16 protein-coding genes and 1 tRNA gene are annotated in these 17,094 nt (G+C 49.8%); 4 read left to right on the forward strand and 13 right to left on the reverse strand.

Annotated elements, in window-relative coordinates; all coding sequences use genetic code 11:
• Positions 1-79 precede the first annotated feature (79 nt).
• Both pseB and pseC read left to right on the forward strand, forming a co-directional pair.
• A complete protein-coding gene (gene pseB, locus L2731_RS12305) occupies positions 80-1,075 on the forward strand; it encodes a UDP-N-acetylglucosamine 4,6-dehydratase (inverting) (protein WP_249253388.1) in 996 nt (331 codons plus the stop codon).
• Positions 1,072-2,220, forward strand: coding sequence for a UDP-4-amino-4,6-dideoxy-N-acetyl-beta-L-altrosamine transaminase (gene pseC / locus L2731_RS12310; RefSeq protein WP_249253390.1), 1,149 nt, complete (start codon positions 1,072-1,074; stop codon positions 2,218-2,220). The genes pseB and pseC overlap by 4 nt, the downstream gene beginning before the upstream one ends.
• A gap of 135 nt (positions 2,221-2,355) precedes the next feature.
• On the opposite strand, the gene L2731_RS12315 is transcribed toward pseC, so the two are convergent.
• From L2731_RS12315 to L2731_RS12365, 11 genes are all read right to left on the reverse strand, one after another.
• The gene (locus L2731_RS12315; protein ID WP_249253391.1) at positions 2,356-4,059 is read right to left on the reverse strand and encodes a cytidylyltransferase domain-containing protein; all 1,704 of its coding nucleotides are present in this window, start codon (positions 4,057-4,059) and stop codon (positions 2,356-2,358) included.
• Positions 4,056-6,005 carry a glycoside hydrolase gene (locus L2731_RS12320; RefSeq protein WP_249253392.1) on the reverse strand — a complete coding sequence of 650 codons (1,950 nt, stop codon included), beginning with the start codon at positions 6,003-6,005 and terminating at the stop codon, positions 4,056-4,058. Before L2731_RS12320 ends, L2731_RS12315 begins: the two co-directional genes overlap by 4 nt.
• Complete coding sequence (locus tag L2731_RS12325) at positions 6,002-7,240, reverse strand: ATP-grasp domain-containing protein (protein ID WP_249253393.1); 1,239 nt, start codon at positions 7,238-7,240, stop codon at positions 6,002-6,004. The genes L2731_RS12320 and L2731_RS12325 overlap by 4 nt, the downstream gene beginning before the upstream one ends.
• Complete coding sequence (locus L2731_RS12330) at positions 7,240-8,424, reverse strand: class I SAM-dependent methyltransferase (RefSeq protein WP_249253394.1); 1,185 nt, start codon at positions 8,422-8,424, stop codon at positions 7,240-7,242. Before L2731_RS12330 ends, L2731_RS12325 begins: the two co-directional genes overlap by 1 nt.
• 9 nt (positions 8,425-8,433) lie before the next feature.
• Positions 8,434-9,168, reverse strand: coding sequence for an SDR family NAD(P)-dependent oxidoreductase (locus L2731_RS12335; RefSeq protein WP_249253395.1), 735 nt, complete (start codon positions 9,166-9,168; stop codon positions 8,434-8,436).
• Positions 9,161-10,915: a thiamine pyrophosphate-binding protein gene (locus L2731_RS12340; protein WP_249253396.1), complete on the reverse strand. Its 1,755-nt coding sequence runs from the start codon at positions 10,913-10,915 to the stop codon at positions 9,161-9,163. Before L2731_RS12340 ends, L2731_RS12335 begins: the two co-directional genes overlap by 8 nt.
• A complete protein-coding gene (locus L2731_RS12345; RefSeq protein ID WP_249253397.1) occupies positions 10,912-11,784 on the reverse strand; it encodes an N-acetylneuraminate synthase family protein in 873 nt (290 codons plus the stop codon). Before L2731_RS12345 ends, L2731_RS12340 begins: the two co-directional genes overlap by 4 nt.
• Before the next feature lie 76 nt (positions 11,785-11,860).
• Complete coding sequence (locus L2731_RS12350; protein WP_249253399.1) at positions 11,861-12,094, reverse strand: hypothetical protein; 234 nt, start codon at positions 12,092-12,094, stop codon at positions 11,861-11,863.
• Positions 12,091-13,419, reverse strand: coding sequence for a motility associated factor glycosyltransferase family protein (locus L2731_RS12355; RefSeq protein WP_249253400.1), 1,329 nt, complete (start codon positions 13,417-13,419; stop codon positions 12,091-12,093). The genes L2731_RS12350 and L2731_RS12355 overlap by 4 nt, the downstream gene beginning before the upstream one ends.
• A 50-nt stretch (positions 13,420-13,469) precedes the next feature.
• Positions 13,470-13,545: transfer RNA gene (locus L2731_RS12360), tRNA-Arg, on the reverse strand.
• A 76-nt stretch (positions 13,546-13,621) separates the two neighbouring features.
• Entirely contained in the window at positions 13,622-14,782 is a 1,161-nt protein-coding gene (locus tag L2731_RS12365; RefSeq protein WP_249253401.1) for a flagellar assembly protein FlgT, read from the reverse strand.
• 418 nt (positions 14,783-15,200) lie between these two features.
• Between L2731_RS12365 and L2731_RS12370 the strand changes: the two genes are divergently transcribed.
• Positions 15,201-15,758: a FlgO family outer membrane protein gene (locus L2731_RS12370; RefSeq protein WP_345773692.1), complete on the forward strand. Its 558-nt coding sequence runs from the start codon at positions 15,201-15,203 to the stop codon at positions 15,756-15,758.
• Positions 15,755-16,201: an LPP20 family lipoprotein gene (locus L2731_RS12375; protein WP_249253402.1), complete on the forward strand. Its 447-nt coding sequence runs from the start codon at positions 15,755-15,757 to the stop codon at positions 16,199-16,201. The genes L2731_RS12370 and L2731_RS12375 overlap by 4 nt, the downstream gene beginning before the upstream one ends.
• 78 nt (positions 16,202-16,279) lie before the next feature.
• Here the strand turns inward: L2731_RS12375 and L2731_RS12380 are convergent, their stop codons facing one another.
• A complete protein-coding gene (locus tag L2731_RS12380) occupies positions 16,280-16,705 on the reverse strand; it encodes a flagella synthesis protein FlgN (protein WP_249253403.1) in 426 nt (141 codons plus the stop codon).
• Positions 16,706-16,711: 6 nt separating this feature from the next.
• Positions 16,712-17,032 (reverse strand): flagellar biosynthesis anti-sigma factor FlgM, encoded by a 321-nt coding sequence (gene flgM / locus L2731_RS12385; RefSeq protein WP_041510614.1) that lies wholly within the window; start codon positions 17,030-17,032, stop codon positions 16,712-16,714.
• Positions 17,033-17,094: the final 62 nt, after the last annotated feature.

A 17,094-nucleotide genomic window follows, 5' to 3' on the forward strand; every position in this document is an offset into this window, starting at 1 on the left:
ATGGGCTCGTAACCAAAGGCTTTGCTTTAATAATTTCTTATTTTAGTGATGCTGAGTTTAATGCGAATATGGAGCGTTAATGTTCGATAATAAATCTATCCTGATCACAGGTGGCACAGGCTCTTTTGGTCAGAAGTACACTAAGACCATATTAGAGCGATACAAGCCGAAGCGGTTAATCATTTTGTCTCGTGATGAATTGAAACAATATGAGATGCAGCAGAGATTTAACGCCCCATGTATGCGTTATTTTCTTGGTGATGTGAGAGATGGCGACAGGTTGATGCAGGCGTTTAAAGAGGTCGACTATGTTATCCATGCCGCTGCGATAAAACAGGTACCTGCTGCCGAGTACAACCCCACCGAATGTATCAAGACAAATATCCATGGTGCAGAAAACGTGATCCGGGCGGCAATCGCTAATAATGTCGATAAGGTGATAGCGTTATCGACGGATAAGGCTGCCAATCCGATTAACCTCTATGGCGCAACCAAGTTAGCCTCAGATAAATTGTTTATTGCTGCCAATAATATGGTTGGCAGTGGTAAGACACGTTTTGCGGCGGTGCGGTATGGGAATGTCGTCGGTTCCCGCGGTTCAGTGGTGCCTTTTTTCAAGCAGTTGATCGCTGAAGGCTCTCAATCACTCCCCATTACTCATCCAGATATGACGCGGTTTTGGATTACCTTGCAAGATGGTGTCGATTTTGTGTTGAAGAATTTCGATCGAATGCAAGGAGGGGAGATCTTTGTGCCAAAAATCCCCTCGGTTCGCATTACAGATTTAGCCAAGGCCTACGCGCCCCATTTAGATCATGACATTATCGGTATCCGCCCCGGTGAGAAGATGCATGAAATCATGTGTCCTGCCGATGATTCACATCATACCCTGGAGTTTGACGATCACTTCGTCATTACGCCGAGTATTCGCTTCTTTGGCCGCGAAACTGACTTTTGCACCAATGGCCTTGGCGAGAAAGGGAAGCCTGTGGCCATGGGGTTTGAATACAACTCAGGAACCAATTCACATTTCCTGACGGGGGAAGATATCGTCAAATTGGATGCTGACGCATGATCCCATACGGCAGACAGGATATCAGCCAGGATGATATCGATGCTGTTGTTGAGGTGCTGCAATCCGATTGGTTGACTCAGGGCCCCAAGGTCCCCGCTTTTGAGCAGGCTTTATGTGACTATAGCGGCGCTAAGTTTGCTGTAGCGGTAAACAGTGCGACTTCGGCTTTGCATATCGCTTGCCTCGCTCTGGGAGTGGGCCCAGGCGACAGAGTATGGACTTCGCCCATTACCTTTGTTGCGTCGGCTAACTGTGCCCTATATTGCGGCGCCCAAGTCGATTTTGTCGACGTTAATCCCGAAACAGGTAACATGTCTCCCGAGGCGTTGAGGGCTAAGCTCATTGAGGCGAAGCGTCAGGGGACCTTGCCTAAGGTGGTGATCCCTGTTCATCTGTGTGGTCATAGCTGCGATATGGCTGCCATTGCCGCGCTGGGTGATGAATATGGCTTTAAGATCATCGAAGATGCTGCCCATGCTATAGGAAGTCGCCACGATGGGCATATACTAGGTAGCTGTCACTACTCGGATATTACCGTGTTTAGTTTTCACCCCGTCAAGGTGATCACCAGCGCAGAAGGGGGGATGGCAATGACCAACTGCGCAGACATTGAGGCAAAGCTGGTGGCGTATCGCAGCCATGGTATCGTTAAGGGCCCTAATGAGATGGTGCGTCCCGATGAAGGTGGTTGGTACTACGAGCAGCACGAGTTGGGATTCAATTATCGCATGACGGATCTACATGCGGCGCTTGGCTTGTCACAGCTGAGCCGACTCGATCACTTTGTTGCCGAGCGTAATCGTCTAGCGGTCATCTACGATAGTAAGTTAAGCGATCTACCCTTAACGCCTGTGGATCCCATACCTGGCTCAGAGAGTGCCCGACATCTCTACATGATACGTCTACATCAGATTGAAAGACGACGTGAGATCTTCGATACCCTGCGAGCTAAGGGGATTCAGGTGCACGTGCATTACTTCCCTGTGCACCTGCAGCCCTATTATCTGGAACGCGGTTTCAAGGAAGGAGATTTTGTTCATGCCGAGGCTTTCTACCAGCAAATTTTAACCTTGCCACTCTACCCTACATTAACGGCGAGCGATCAACAGAGAGTGATCGATGAGCTAGCGACTTGCCTGGCGTAACTTGCCAGGCCATCGCTTAGGTTATGTGAAAAGGTTATTCGAATAACGATTTTCCCTGAATTAGTCTCGCTCTCACGCTGAATCGTGCCGTTCCTCGTCGTTAATAATTAGTCATTAGTCATTAGTCATTAGTCATTAGTCATTAGCCATCAGCATCTTGATCTCTGCCATCAGCTGTTTTATTCCCCGATGATCCGCAAAAACCTGTTTGCTCTGGGTTTGTAGCGCCTCTCTCAACGACTCGCGTGCGACCGATTCTGTGAGCATTGCGCAGGCATGCTCAAGTGACTCGCTGATGATACAGCAGTTTTCCGCTCTGAGTCGCTGTAGCTCATCTAAGTCAACTAAGTGTTTTGGTGGCAGTAGTAGGGTCGCGGCGCCAGAGTAGATAGCTTCAAATAGCGACAGACCATAGCAGGTTAAGATCACTTCGGCGCCGGCAATCAACTCATCTAGGTTTTGGGGATCCTGTAACAGCTTAATATTGCTATGTTGCGGGATATTGGGAGTGGGGGCCAAAGGGCCCTGTATCCAGGTTATCGGCCAGTCCAAGCCTAGCTCCGTTAACATGGTGGGTAACCGGGCACCGTAGCCCAGTGCGTCGCTTCCTCCGGTTAACACTAAAACCTGCCGTTGCTTCGTTTTGTTTGGCCTGGCTCTAAACAGGTAGTTTTGCCAGCCATAGGAGACTTTGTTATCTGTTAAAGCCGTATAAAAACTCGGAATGAATAACCTGTTCAGAGTCTCAATCAAGGGAGATAGCTTATCTATGCCGACAAGCTTAGCACCGTGCTGTTTAGGGCCTTTTAAGGCTTGAGTGAGCGAAGTAGGTGCTATGAACTCAGGGTGAAAATCGAGGACCAGTAGCGGATTCTTGTCCTCACTCATGGCATCTAACAGAGATTGCTCGGTTCGATACCAATGGAGCTTGGTCGAACTGCTAGATAATGGTTCTCCATCGTATAAGACGTGTATGGTGGAGCCTATGCCTAAATACTCTTGCAACGCATCGGCAATGAGCTCTATACGCCGAAAATGACCTAATCCAATATCTGCGCCCAGATGGCAATAAAGACTAGCTTTAGCATATTGTTTATCTGCGGCCTTTTGGGTGACATGGGCATTGATGCTGGTCAGCTGAGAGTCTTGCAAGAGTTGTTGCTGTACCCAGGCTAGGCTGACGATGGAATCGGACTCATGATTCGTGTACCAACGCCGGTACGTCTCGGCCATGAAACGATAATCAGCCTGAGTATCTACCGAGATCCTGTGTGATATTTGGCCATAGTCACCGCTATCACAGATGACGACTCTGTCGAGTACTGGTGTTAGTTTATCGGCATAACCTACGTGTTCACGTGACATAGTACACTGGCTTGCCGCCATCAACTTGTTCCAACCATTGCGGCTATAAAAAGAGAGCCCTTCGTGTAGGGTTCTTATGCCTTCCTCTAGCATGACGGCATCTTTAGCTGAACGCTTTAGCGCTTTCAGTCCATGATCGATAAATTCTGGATCGATCAGCGGGCAATCACCACAGACGTAGAGAATATAATCTGGGTCTTGCCTCTGGATGATCTTATCCAGCCTCGCCATCAGGTCGTTGACATCGCCTTCATAGGGATGACATTCCACCCGATGTTCGTTTGCCCAATACAGCAGTGGACGATTAAAATGATCTGCTGTGGTAGCCAGTTCGAGACTATTGACCTCATTGCATCGCATCAGTCGGCGCCAAATATGGCTAATCATAGGTTCGCCGGCCAGTGGCAATAAGTGTTTGCCCGCCAGACGATTGGAATTGAGCCTGGCTCCTACAATGGCGAGTGTCTTGGTCATGCGCAAGTTTCCTCTTTGAGATATGTGTCTGACTTAGGCGAGTCAGTGTCCAGAACCACTGGACTGATGCATATTTCGAAATCCAACAGTTGCCCATTGGGTTTGAGGGTTTCGTCGGCTTCGGTCAAAGAAAACCACAGTCGATTTAGGTATTGTTCATCGATTTTTTTACTGGAAATCATAGGCAAGGCAGCGCAACGAGCCGGATCCCAGTCAATACGTATGCCCTTGAACTGGTTCCCAAAGCAGATGGCGCCGGCCGTCGCTCCCAGAGCGCTGGATGATGAGACGATGGAAGAAATTGGTGCGCCTTGGTCCATGTCATGGGTTATTTGAAAAAATTCATCCTCATAGCCGCCGAGACGGGTTTGATACCAGGCTCGCTGCTGACAATCGAGCAGGGTCATGAAGCCTAAACGTACCGAGGCTTCTGGGCGGCAGGTTTCTTCAAAGTGGAAGCCCGTATAGAGGCGTTCGTCTTCTAGCCGATACCATTTCACGACCGCACCGCTATTGAGTGCTTGGCGGCAATAGATGACCAGACAGCCATCTTGCTCTCCCAACTGGTACTCCACCCTGTTGAGATCGGCCACTCTGTCGCGGTCTCGAAAACGTTCCAGCAGGAGGTGATTGCTGTAAAAATCTGCACCATAGCTGATGTGGTCGAAGTGCCCATGGGATAGGGTACCGACAACCGCTTCAAAGTTGTGGCTGGCAAAGGCGAGCGTTTCAATTGCCAGACCGCGGTTGCCGTTAAGTATCAGTCTTATCTTGGGGGTTTGCACTTCCAGACGGCGCCTGGCTTCATCATAATGAACACGCAGATCTTTATCATCATGCCAGGCGGCAAATGTTGGTGCTACAGAAGCCATCTTGGTTAACGTCAGTGCATCATAACGAGTTTGGGTTAAGTGGGTTCTGAGATCGCTGGCCCAGAGTCGGCACAAGCCTCGCCAACACTCGTCGTCTGTATTTTGTTGGGACTTAAGTTCGGCCAACTTGCGATAACAAATACTATTGAGCAGGAGGTCATTGCGGCCGCTTAGAGCCCAGCGGGTTATATTGTATTTGGCCTGTTTCTTGACCGAGACAGGGTAGTGGGCATTGGTGAGTGACAAGGAAGGGGTGTCTGCCTTTTTCACCTGCAGCTTGGAGGGAAGACGCCAACAGTAGTTATCCATAGCATCGAGGGTAACGAATAACTGTTCAACTCGTTGCCATTCACCGCTTATTTGTTCTGCTTCGGTATGGTATCGCCCAGGGCGGAAATCAAAAACTTCTGCGTCGCTGCCATATACAGGAAATGCCACAGTGCCGGGTTTTAACACCTTAAGTAAATACTGCAGATAATCTTCCTGAGTCAGTTCGCCGTGAACATATCGCTGAAACTTCTGAAAGGCGATGGCATGATTCCAGATAACCTTGATATGACGGCCACTGGCGCTCTTTAGTGACTGAGGCTGCATCAAGAGTTCTTTTTGCCAATCTGGGTTATGAGAAAAGGGGTTGTCCCATTCCACTACCACTGCTTCGAAGCCTGCATCTATGTAGACATCGAGTAACCCGGCAGAAACCGCTTGCTCATTGAGATAAGCCACTTTGGGAAGGATGCCCAATAGGCGTTGATAGCTGTCTTGCCCTAGTTTTAGGTTGGCACTATTGACCTCGGCTGGGATCAGTGGCCCTATGATCTGGCTGTCACCACTGGCGATCAGCTCGCAGTGACCGGCCTGTAGCAGTGCCTTGAATTGTTCGATCCAGGCGGGGGCTACGGTATTGATACACTCAAGAGTGTAGGCCGTCAGCTCCAAGCCAACAGGAATACCAAGCTCTGCGATTTTTAGTAGTGGCCAATAACAGCGTTCAACCACCTCGACATGCTGTTCCTTTTCAATGGAAGAAAAGGCTAGGTTGAGGTGAAATACAGTGTACAAAGCGGTATTCATGAGCCGGCAGCCTCATATACCACTTGAATTTTAGACAGCGCATCATAAGCACGGTCGATGGCGGATTGCTTGTCATCGGCGCAGGCGATGGCGAATCCGGCCCTCTGGGTGTGGTTAGCTATTGGCTGAATAATATCTCCGGGGGCGATGAAGAGCTTGAGCATCTCGACGCCCTTGACGGTTTTGGCATCGGCTTCTCCGCTTATCATCTTAACCTTGCCTTGTGGTAGGTCCAGGTAGCGAATGGCGACGGCCTGCTGATTGTTTGGGGTGACTTCAGCGTCGGTTAAAGGTTCGCCTAGAGCCAGTTTTATCGCTTTTTCGACAAAGTTGACCCCGGTGGCTAGGGGGATTTGGGTGGTGGAAAAGAAACCGCCAGAAAGCCTGCCGGCTATCTCGATCACTTTAGCGCCCTGGGACGTATACACCATATCGCCCTTGGCTACCCCCTGATTGATGTTAAGCGCCGCTGCCGCTTTCTCTACCGTTGCGATCACTTCGGCTTTGATCTCTGGGCTGACGCCAGTTGGGGCCTCGCCACCATTTTCGATGATGAAAGGTTTAGTACGCTCCAACCACTCATAGTTACGATCGGCAAATCCTAAGGTGTGGCAACGTCCGTTATCGATTAGGGTTTCGGTGCTAAACTGCGGCCCGGCTAAGTATTCTTCCAGCATTACTCTGTCAGTGGGTGACTCTTTGGCCGCCAATGACCAGGCCTGCTTTAGTTTATCAATACTCTCTATGAGTTGTACCCCGCGTGCTCCGCGACTGTCTACGGGTTTTATTATCAGCGGGAAACCTATGGCCTGCGCCCGTTCATGTAGTGTGGAAATATCGGAAACATCGGCAAAATGGGGAATGGGGACTCCCTGTGCCGCGAGTCTGGTCTTCATGGCGAGCTTATCCGAGACCCAGAAGGCTGACTCCAATGATAGACCAGGCAGTCCTAGGGCATTACTGACAACGGCTACGCTGAGGGGCACATCGGCACACATGGCTATCACCCCATCCACACCGACACCCTGTTTCATTAGCTGTTGAACCTTGGCGAGGATCCCCTCACCGTTGTATGTACTTTCTATGATCGACCAGTCTGCCATGGCCAGTCCCGGTGCCGTTGGATTGCCGTCGGCGATAATAAGCTTTAGACCCATGGACTTAGCAATGCGTATGCCTTCACAGGCTTCAATGCCTGCACCTACAATGAGCAAATGTTTGTTTATGTTTGACATCAGTGGGCCCGGGTATCATCTACGTTATGTAGTCTTAGGGTATTTATGCCGTTGTTTCTCAGCCAGGATAGGGCATCAAATATCTCTTTTTCAGAGGCATAAGAGGAAATAAGCACAGTATCGCCGGGTTGCCAGTCGATGCTCGCCGGATCTTGACAGATCCAGTCACCCTGTCTGAGTCCCCATTTGAGTGAGGATGTGTCGGTTAGCCCATCGATATGGCAAGAGGTTAGCAGATTGGTGTTGGCGACCAACTGGCAGGTATGGATGCCGGCGCCCCATAAGAAGATGCGCTGGCTTTGTTGTAACTGGGCAAGCACTGCGTCCAGGCAGCCTTGCCAGTAGCTGACTTCCTTCGCACGGTAACTGTTTAGCCATTGGCGGTTGAGTTCAGGGTCGACCTTGGGGGGATGGTAGTGTCCCTGGTGTTTGGTGCTGGCTAGAATGCCTACGATGGGGGAAAGGTTACTATTGAAGTGTTCCACCACTGACACAGGCGAATAGCCTGCTTGTTGCAGGCTCTGGAGCAGGTTCTCTTTGGTGTAATAGTTGATGTGCTCGAAGGAGAAAAATCCCGGACATAAGCTGTCTGGGTGTGCCATCAGTGGCACCTCTACATAGATGAAGCCCTCATCTACCTCCTGTTGAAGCGAACGGCACTTGGCTAGGATGGATTGTGGTGCATAAAGGTGTTCGAGCACATGGGTCAAGAGAATTAACTCGAAATTTTCCTCGGTGTGAAACGCTTCGGCTGAGCCGAGGATACAGTCTACCTGATAGAGGCGTTTGGCCAGTTCTACCGAGGCTGTACCCGGTTCTACCCCTAGTACTCGTTTGACCCCAGCGTCGCGAAAACGCGACAGTGTGTAGCCATCGGAGCAACCAATTTGCAATGCCGAATCTGGCAGTTGACCTATGCCACGTTTGATAAACTGAATCTGTTCATCGAGATCTCTGATCTTGGCCTCGGATGGTTTTTCTGCTCGACCAGGATTTGTGTATACCGCCATGGAGCTGTAGAAGGTCATCATCTCGTCAAAGCTGACCGTAGGACTTTGGGACACAGAGCCACAATGGGGACAGACCGAGAAACCTATCTCTCTTGGTGTTAGTCCCGGCAGTGCCCAGGTGGTGGAAAATACCACCTCGGTGGCTGAGTTACAGAGAAAACATTTTCGAATCATCTTGATACCTTAACCGAAATACATACCACCATTGGCATTGAGTGTTTGGCCACTCAAATAGTCGCCCTGGGGAGATGCGAGAAATAGTGCTATGCCACTGATATCTTCAGCTGTGCCAAGGCGTCCAACGGGAATATCAGCAACTTTTTGTTGGCCAGCTGGGGTATTAAGCTCATTCGCTGTCATCTCTGTGGCCACTAAGCCTACGGCAATAGTGTTCGCTCGTATGCCTACATTTGAGTAAATCTTGGCGATCGACTGGGTTAAATTGATCAACCCAGCTTTGGCCGCGGCGTAATGCACCTGATTGAAGCCGCCCCATTGACCGCCTACGGAACCTATGTTGATTATGCGGCCAAAACCCGTGTTTTTCATGAATGGAATACAGGCCTGAGCCAATAGAAATGGCCCTCGGAGGTTGGTATCCAGCATATGGCTGAAATCCTCTGGAGTGATCTCCTCAAAGGGCTTTTCCTGAGCGATGGCGCCATTATTGATGAGAATATCTATACCTGTGCCGAAGTGTGTTTTGATAGCACTGATACAACCCTCAATGCTGAGAGGGTTTGATTGGTCTAGTTCAAAGGCGGCGACATGCTCGCCGAGAGCTTTTGCCAGTGCTTCGGCTGCTTGCTTTTGATTGCAATAGCTGAATGCAACTCGATAACCCTCATTAGCAAATGTCTTAACAAGGCCTGTACCTATCCCACCAGTGCCACCACTGATAAACACCAGTTTAGTCATCTCCCATCTCCTTGGGATTGCCTTGCACGTCGAAATAGGGCCACATTTTGTGAGTAGGCTGGCCGCCAAGTAGCATTGGGACGACATCATGTCTGGGGTCTATTTCCAAGTGCAGTAGCACAGGGCCATCGAATGCGATAAAGGCTTTGAGGGCAGCCTGTACTTCGTCTTCTACGCCACAGTGAATGGCCTTTATGCCGTAGCCTTTGGCAATGGTAGCAAAGTCAGGGGAGTGCTTGTTACCACAGGCGGTGTCGGTTTCCCAGTTCATTAACTGGAATTGGGACACTAATCCTAGTCTGTGGTTGTCTAACACCAATATTTTGACCTTGAGCCCTAGCTCGGAAATCATGCCGAGTTCTTGAATGTTCATCTGCAGTGAGCCATCGCCCGCGACACACAGTACTGTACTTTGCGGAGAATGTATGGCTGCGCCTATGGCAGTTGGCAAGTCGTATCCCATGGTGCCGTGGCCGGCAGAAGTCATCAGTCTACGTTGCGGCAAGGCAAAGCGAAAATGTCTGGCAACCCAGTGCTGATGCGCGCCGACGCCAGTGGTGACAATGGTCTCTTGCGGTAGTGCTTCGCTCAGGTATTCCAGTACTGCTTTAGGTGCGGCCCCCGGATATGTTGGATAAGGCCAGCCCAGAGTCTGACGCCAATTGGCGATCTTTTTTTGCCAAGGAGCGAGATCGGCAATCTGTTTACCTGGCAAGGCTTGTTGCAATGCCTGCAATACAGGAGTCAGTTCCGAACACAAACCATGATGATAGGCAATGCGGCTATATTCGAGCTCATTGGCATCAAAATCGACCCGGAAGATGCGTGCTTGTTTGGCGAATTCAGATGTTAAGGTACCCGTTTGGCGTACATCGAGGCGAGAGCCCAACACCAATAAGAGATCGGCATCGGCAATGGCTTTACCTGCCAGTTGACTGCCTGTGTGCCCATGAAACCCCAGACTGCCGGGATCTTCTGAGTCGAGCGTGCCCACTCCAAGTAGGCTGTGACTCACTGGGGCGGGCCAATAACTGCGAATGGAACTGAGCAACCTGGCGTGTTCGCCAGTGGCCATGCCGTTGCCACAGATAATAACTGGCTGTTTAGCTGTCTGAATGGCTTCGAGTAAGTCGCTAATAAATTTCTCATTCGAAGTATCTGTTCTGGCCGAGTCTGTTCTGGCCGATTTCGCAATAGGTTCTATTGTATCGTCAAATGCCGCGCGTTGAACATCCATAGGTAGATCTAACGAAACGGGTCCCCTGCGGCCTTCGCAGGCTATTTGCCAGGCTTTGGGGAGGATAGCGACTAAATCTGCAATAGATTTAGGCTGAAACTGTGCTTTGGTTATGGGCTTCATCAATGCTGGGGTATCCACTTCCTGAAACCCAGATTGACGCACAGGTTTGTCAGCCGTCAAGTCGCCGGTACCCACTTGACCGGTGAAGACTAAAAGCGGAATGCTGTCGAAGAAGGCATCGGCAACCGGCGTAAGCACATTGGTGACACCTGGTCCAGAGGTGACGGCTACAACTCCTGGAAGGCCGGTCAATTTGGCTTGTGCCAATGCTGCATAGCCAGCCCCCTGTTCGTGTTTGGAAGTAAAAACCTTAATACCAAAACGGCCGCAGGCATCTAGCAAGGGGGCAATAGTGCCACCTGGATAATTGTGCAGTGATTTTATTCCCATGTGGGACAGAAAGTGGATGACGGCATCTGCGGCCACATGAATTCGGGCACTTGTCATTTACGGGCTCCAAAGGTACTTCTAATGAATTTTAGGGGTCTTAAACCATCACTTGGATCGGCACGCCAGTCGCGATCAGGTGCTTCGCTGGGGGCCAGCAGTTTGTCGCTCTTACCGTCGATAAGCTCGGCTTCGCGACATTCGGCGATTACTGGCTGCATTTGCTGGGGTAACCAGCAGTGGCCTGCTGCGTACTCGGCACCCTGTTCATCCAGGTCGATATGAAATTCGACGCAATCTGCTTGCCAACGATTAACCGCGCGGCGAATGACGGTCGGCGACACACTGTGATCTGACCAACCTACCTTGACGCCATAGCGGTCGCGGAACGCGCCAATGACAGCGAGATTACAATCAGATTTCGGAGTAGGGTAGGCCGACACGCAGTGCAGCAGGGTGATGTCTTGGCAACCAGAGCTTTTTAACACTGAGATGGCATGATCTATTTCATCGAAATTGGCCATGCCGGCAGAGATGACCACAGGTTTCCCGGTCTTTGCGCAGGCGATAAGTAAGTCGTCCCACAACAATTCATAGGAGGCGACTTTATAAAAGTCGACATAGGCAGCCAGTTCTTTGACTGCATCCAAATAGAAAGGCGTGCAGGAAAATTGGATACCATAACTGTCACAGCATCGTTTAAGGTCGGGTAAAAAACTAACGGGCAACTCCCACTGCTTGCGCGCTCTATGCATCTCACTTCGAGCGAGTATTTCGGGGGCAAATAGTTGCTCGATTTTGAATAGTTGAAACTTTACCGCATCGCAGCCTATCTCTGCCGACGCCTTGATAAACTCGAAACACCTGTCCAGATCTCTATGATGATTGCTGGAAACCTCAGCAATGAATAAAGGTGCTTGTGTTGTCATAATTGCCCACAAATATTTTGGTTAGGGTTAGTAAGGTAACTCTTGATAATAACTTTTTTTAATTAGCGTGTTACAACTAAAATAGTTGAGGTAACTCATATTCTAAATAATCAGCCAGTGTCAGCCAGTCTTGCCTCTCTTGCGCTTGCAACATAGGAGAGAGTATTTGGCCAAATTCTGACTGTTGAATGATTTCAGGGTGATCTTTCTCTATCTCATCGATGCACTGGCGCAGTAGCAAAGAGGCTTCTGCTTCGTGACCTAATCGAAACTGATGCGCAGTATTGATAAGAGACGCAGCTAGGCTCATGCGTTTGGCTCCATGTAACGAGTTCCTTGTATATTTGCACCTGAAAGACTTGCGCGATAGAAGGCCACTTCCGGGTGCCTGGCGATATAAAGCTCTAAATATCTTAGATAGGCTCTTAAATTCAGATCGGTTGTGATTCTATTGCCATGGCCATCCAATACCCAGTGGCGAGCATTTTTCCTTTTTTTATCAATGGCTTCAACCCAGGCCAGAGCTTCGTCATCTTCAGGTTTAATTCGATCTGTACTCCAAAATGCATGGCTCATGTTATGGCAATAACCGAAGTCACAGCCAAATAGCGTGATCTGTTTGGCATTCAATTTGACTGCTAAGTCTATGACGGGATGGATGACGCTACCACTGATATAGAGCCTCAACTTAGGGTATCGCTGAGCCAATTCGTTATATCGGGCATCCTGGCCATAGGCGACAAATCTGGGGCCCTGCCAGTTCTCTAGCACCCTTGGGTTTGTCTTGGGGAAATATACCAGGTTAATGCCATTTGTATCCTCAAGTGGCAGATGGTAGCTATCGATAAGGCTGTCAACGGTTATGACAATATCGGGTTTGATGCCATGATGGAGCAGCCCCTTGAGTGCCGTATCGGCTGCAATCATCAGAGGCTTATTGGATCGCTGGCTTACTGTTTTTAAATACTCGTAGTGCTCTGTAAGAGAGGGGCCTGAGCCGATCACTATCACCTCGTTTACCCTCAAGGTATTAATTAGTGAGGCGGCATCTGGATCATTGACTATTCGTTCTTCATTGCATTTGAATCTTTCTTGTGTCAAAGGATCATCGAGTTGATGTTTTTTATTGGCAAAATCTTGATTTAACTCAATGGTTAAGAGATCCCTTACTCTAGCGTTTTCTTCATCGCAAATAGAGAGCTCTGGCGTTATGGCAACATAGGGATAGTTCAGTAAAGAATTAGGTTTTATCCGTAGCCTGACGTTTGAGTGACTTAACCATTCACTCTGATCTGTATAGGAGAGAACCAAGGCAAATACTGCCAAGTTCAAGATGAAAATGTTGATCTGAGTATACTGAGGGTTATCGATTAACAGACTCGGTACATCGCCCATACCTATACCATATACGTTAACTTCTTGGGGCTCTTTCGGTAAGGTATTAATCAAGAGTTGTGCTTCTGCTAGCCTGTCATGGCGACTACTCAGCTGAATACCGTTAACACTTATTGTTTGAGTCTGGCCGGTAACGAGTGCGGCGTCGAGATGGTCGAATGATACTTGTTGAAGTGCAGAGGCAATGATAGGCCAACGCTGGCTGATGATGTTGAGATTGGCATTAAAAAGCTCAGTCATTGACACTGTCCCTCGAAGTCATGCTTCATCTATTAGGCTAGTTCACTAACTGGTCTCCCCACAGGGACTCGAACCCCGATCGATCGCTTAGGAGGCGACTGCTCTATCCTGTTGAGCTATAGGGAGACGCAAGTGATTATACTGTTTTTCATCGCGATGAAAAGGCTTTAGATTTAGTTGCTTAATTAGTGCACTAATTAAGTTAGATTTTCATCGCGATGTCGTTAATTTGTATGTTGATTGCACCATTGGCGCCTTGCAGTATGGCGGTGGCGCTTTCCTGGGTCACCTGATCTATGGTGATTTGGGCTCGAGATTCGCTGGCAACCGCCCGCATGTTATCCAGGCGATCCGGCAGGTTTTGCTGCAGCACCAGTTGGAACTGGTCGCCCACTCTCACGCCATGGTTACGCCCCAGATTGATGATCACCCGATTGTCGACGCGGGATACCACCTGCCCGAGTAGCGGACGGCAATCGAGCACCTTGTCGATATCTTCGCTGGCCTGGGTCAGCAGCATCTCAATGTTTTTACCATAGCTAGAAGCCCAGAAACGGTTGCTATGGGCCGGCACCGTGGCCTGGCGTTCAAATTCCCAAGGGGCAGGGGCGTTATAGTATTCACTCCAGATCTGCTCGCCGCTGATGCCATGGTAGAGGGAGAGGCGTAGCTGAAACTGGCGTTGGGGATAGCTATCCCATAGGCCAAACAGGCTGCCTTCGACTGGTGCCGTGGAGATGTCGATGATTTCTGGCAGTAGTATATATTGACTGTCGGTGATCTCACTGAGCCAGCTGGGGAGACGATAGCCGCGGATGTCGATGAGGGACTGCTCGATATCGAGTCGCTCATTGGCGTGGACATGGGCAAAGCTCGCCTTGCCTTCCCGGCCTATGATGGTGCCGAGTTTTTCTGACAGGGCTTTCTCGAAGTTACCGAGATTGCCATATCTAAGTTGGCTGCGATCGGCAATTTGCGCCTGGGGAATCAGAATCGCCGCCTTGAGTTGACTGGCCCCACAGGTCTGCACCTTAGCGTTTTGCAGTACATCGACCCTTAGATTGACGGTGAGCGTATCGTCCTGAATGCGCTCGCTGATCAGCTCGACGCGGCCCGCCTCGGCCTGTTGTGTCATAGAAAACTGAGTCTGCGTCAGCTTGCCGTTTTGGGTATGCTGCACGCTGGTAAACTGGCCGCCCGATTGTAGGGTGACATAGCTTAAGGCCTGCGCGATGGCATCTTCTCTCGCCTGAGTGATATTGCCGTTGATGATCTTGGCTTCGCCTTGGGCCTCGAGCCACTGAGCCATTACCTGAGTGTTAAAGGCGGCGAGTAACAGCAATAGTAATTGAATTCGTTTCATCGTATCTGTCTCGATTGAGCTGGTTTACCTGGCGCGTAGGCGGTGCCAAAATGCTGACAGTTTTGCGCTCATTTTAAGGTTTCCATTAACTAAATAGGCTCAAAGCAATATCTATGCCCGAGTTGATTCATCCCAGGTAAAATGCCTGAAGGGTATGAGATGAGAGCCTATTTTCCTGAAGACTTTGCCAAGTTAGCGCGTCAAGTGTGAGAGCAAGTGTAAAATGAGTAGGGCTATGTTTATGGCATATATATTGCTGCAATATTGCCAATAGGTTTGGTTGGCCACAAATATGGCGCAGCCGAGTTGCTATATTGGCCTGGGTCAATATCGAAAACCATGGGACATCATGATGCGAAACGCTTTGATAATATCTTCCCTGTTGCTGTTGGGGGCCTGCGCGGCAAATGAGCCGGCCATGCCAAGCTTGCAGAGCGGCAATAGTTTGCCTGCTAGCTCGTCGGTGATACACCTGACTCAGCAGCTGGCAAATGAGTTGGTGCGCCAAAACGATCAGTTGACGCCTAAGCAGCCCTTGCTGGTGGCGACGCCTGTCTTGCTGGACAATCTTAAGTCGACTAACGCCTTGGGGCTGCAGATACAGCAAGGACTGATCGCGGCCATGCATGATCATCAGTTTAATCTGGTGGATCTTAATGTGGGCGAGAATGTTAGGGTGACGGACCAAGGCGAGTTGCTGCTGACGCGGGACTGGCGCCAACTGCCCGCGGATCTGCCGGTTGAACATGTGCTGGTATCGACCATGAGTCTGAAGCCCGATGGGGTGGTGGTAAACAGTCGTATCGTGAATGTTACTAATAATCGTGTGGTGTCTGTGGCTGGGGCGAGCGTCAGCCAAGCCGAGTTGTCTGACTACCTTAGCCTGTCTGAGAAGGTGGTCGCCCATGACGGCAAGCTGATCCGTTATAACAGTCAGGGTCAGGCAGATGTACAGATTAAGGGAGTCAAGCAATGAGATATTTAATTGTGGTGTTGCTGCTCGTCCTGAGTGGCTGTGCGTCTCAAGACAGGTACATTCAATGGGAAACCCTGGCGCCAGAAAGTTTTCCTAAATTGACGGCTATCGGTTACGCGCCGCTGGCGACTCAGCCGGCGAAAGAGGCGTCGCAGCGAGTGTTGATGGCGATGCAGGCTTCGAAAATCGCCGCCTATCGTGAGCTGGCAGAGCAGGTTTATGGCCAGCAGCTATCGGCATCCAGCAGTGTGAAGGATTGGATGCTGTCCGATGACAGCATTCAGGCGTCGGTGAGCGGGGTGATCCGCGGTGCGAAAGTGGTGAAGAGCTATCCGGTTGGAGAGCATTATGTGACCGAGCTTGAGCTCGACTTCCAGCAGGTATGGGCCTTATACCAACAGCAGCATCGACCGCAGACGGTGAAGGAAGTGACCTATTTCTAGCTGCCCGCAAATAAAAAAGCCTCTATTAAGAGGCTTTTTTAATGTCTTCAGCTTGAGCCTGTAACTCTATTTTAGTGATTAGGCTTTCAGATTATTACCGAGCGTCGAGATAGTCGAGGTCTTGCCCTTGCCGTCATAGGTGAGGCTATTGGCATTACGACTGGCCTGAAGGGCCTGAGAGAAACGATTGACGCTGGCCATGCTGTGCTCGATAAGCGCGGCATTTTGCTCGTTAAGCTGTTTACACTCCGCTAATGCCTGCTTGGCGTTGTCGACCTGGGCAATAAGCTGGGGCTCCTGAGTGAGCCTGGATAGTTCAGGATGTGCAGCTAATTCGGTATCACCTAGTTTGATCTCATTTAACAACTGGGCCTTTTCATTGGCGAGATGCAACAACTGATCCGCATCTTGTGCGATCAGTGCATCCTTCTCTGCCGTGATGGTCTGCTTTAAGCTGTCCAGTAACTTGTGTTGATTGGCGATGATATCGATTATCTGCGTCATAACGAATTAGTTAAGATCCTGAAGTTCCTTCTCAAACTGCGCGATATTAGTGGCGAGTTTGTCGGCATCTATCTTATAGCGTCCCTCGGCAATCGCGGCCTTAATCTGTTCGACCTTCTTGATATCGATTTCAGGAATGTCATTTAACTTGGCCTGGGCACTTTGTAGTTGCTGTGCCTGAGAGGTGATAGAGACTGAGTCGCTCTTCACCGTCTGTGATGGAGCGTTAGTGGCAGCAGTCGCACCTTTGTGCTGCGAGGCTTTCGCGCTGGCATTGCCAACCCGGTTGTTAGTGTTTGTATTTACGTGCTTAATATCTATAGGCATTGTGGGGTCCAACTTACATAAATGAGATCAACATACTTGTCTATCGGCACTCATGGTCAAAG

Origin of the sequence: Shewanella aquimarina (assembly GCF_023349185.1) — a bacterium.
GTDB classification, from domain to species: domain Bacteria; phylum Pseudomonadota; class Gammaproteobacteria; order Enterobacterales; family Shewanellaceae; genus Shewanella; species Shewanella aquimarina.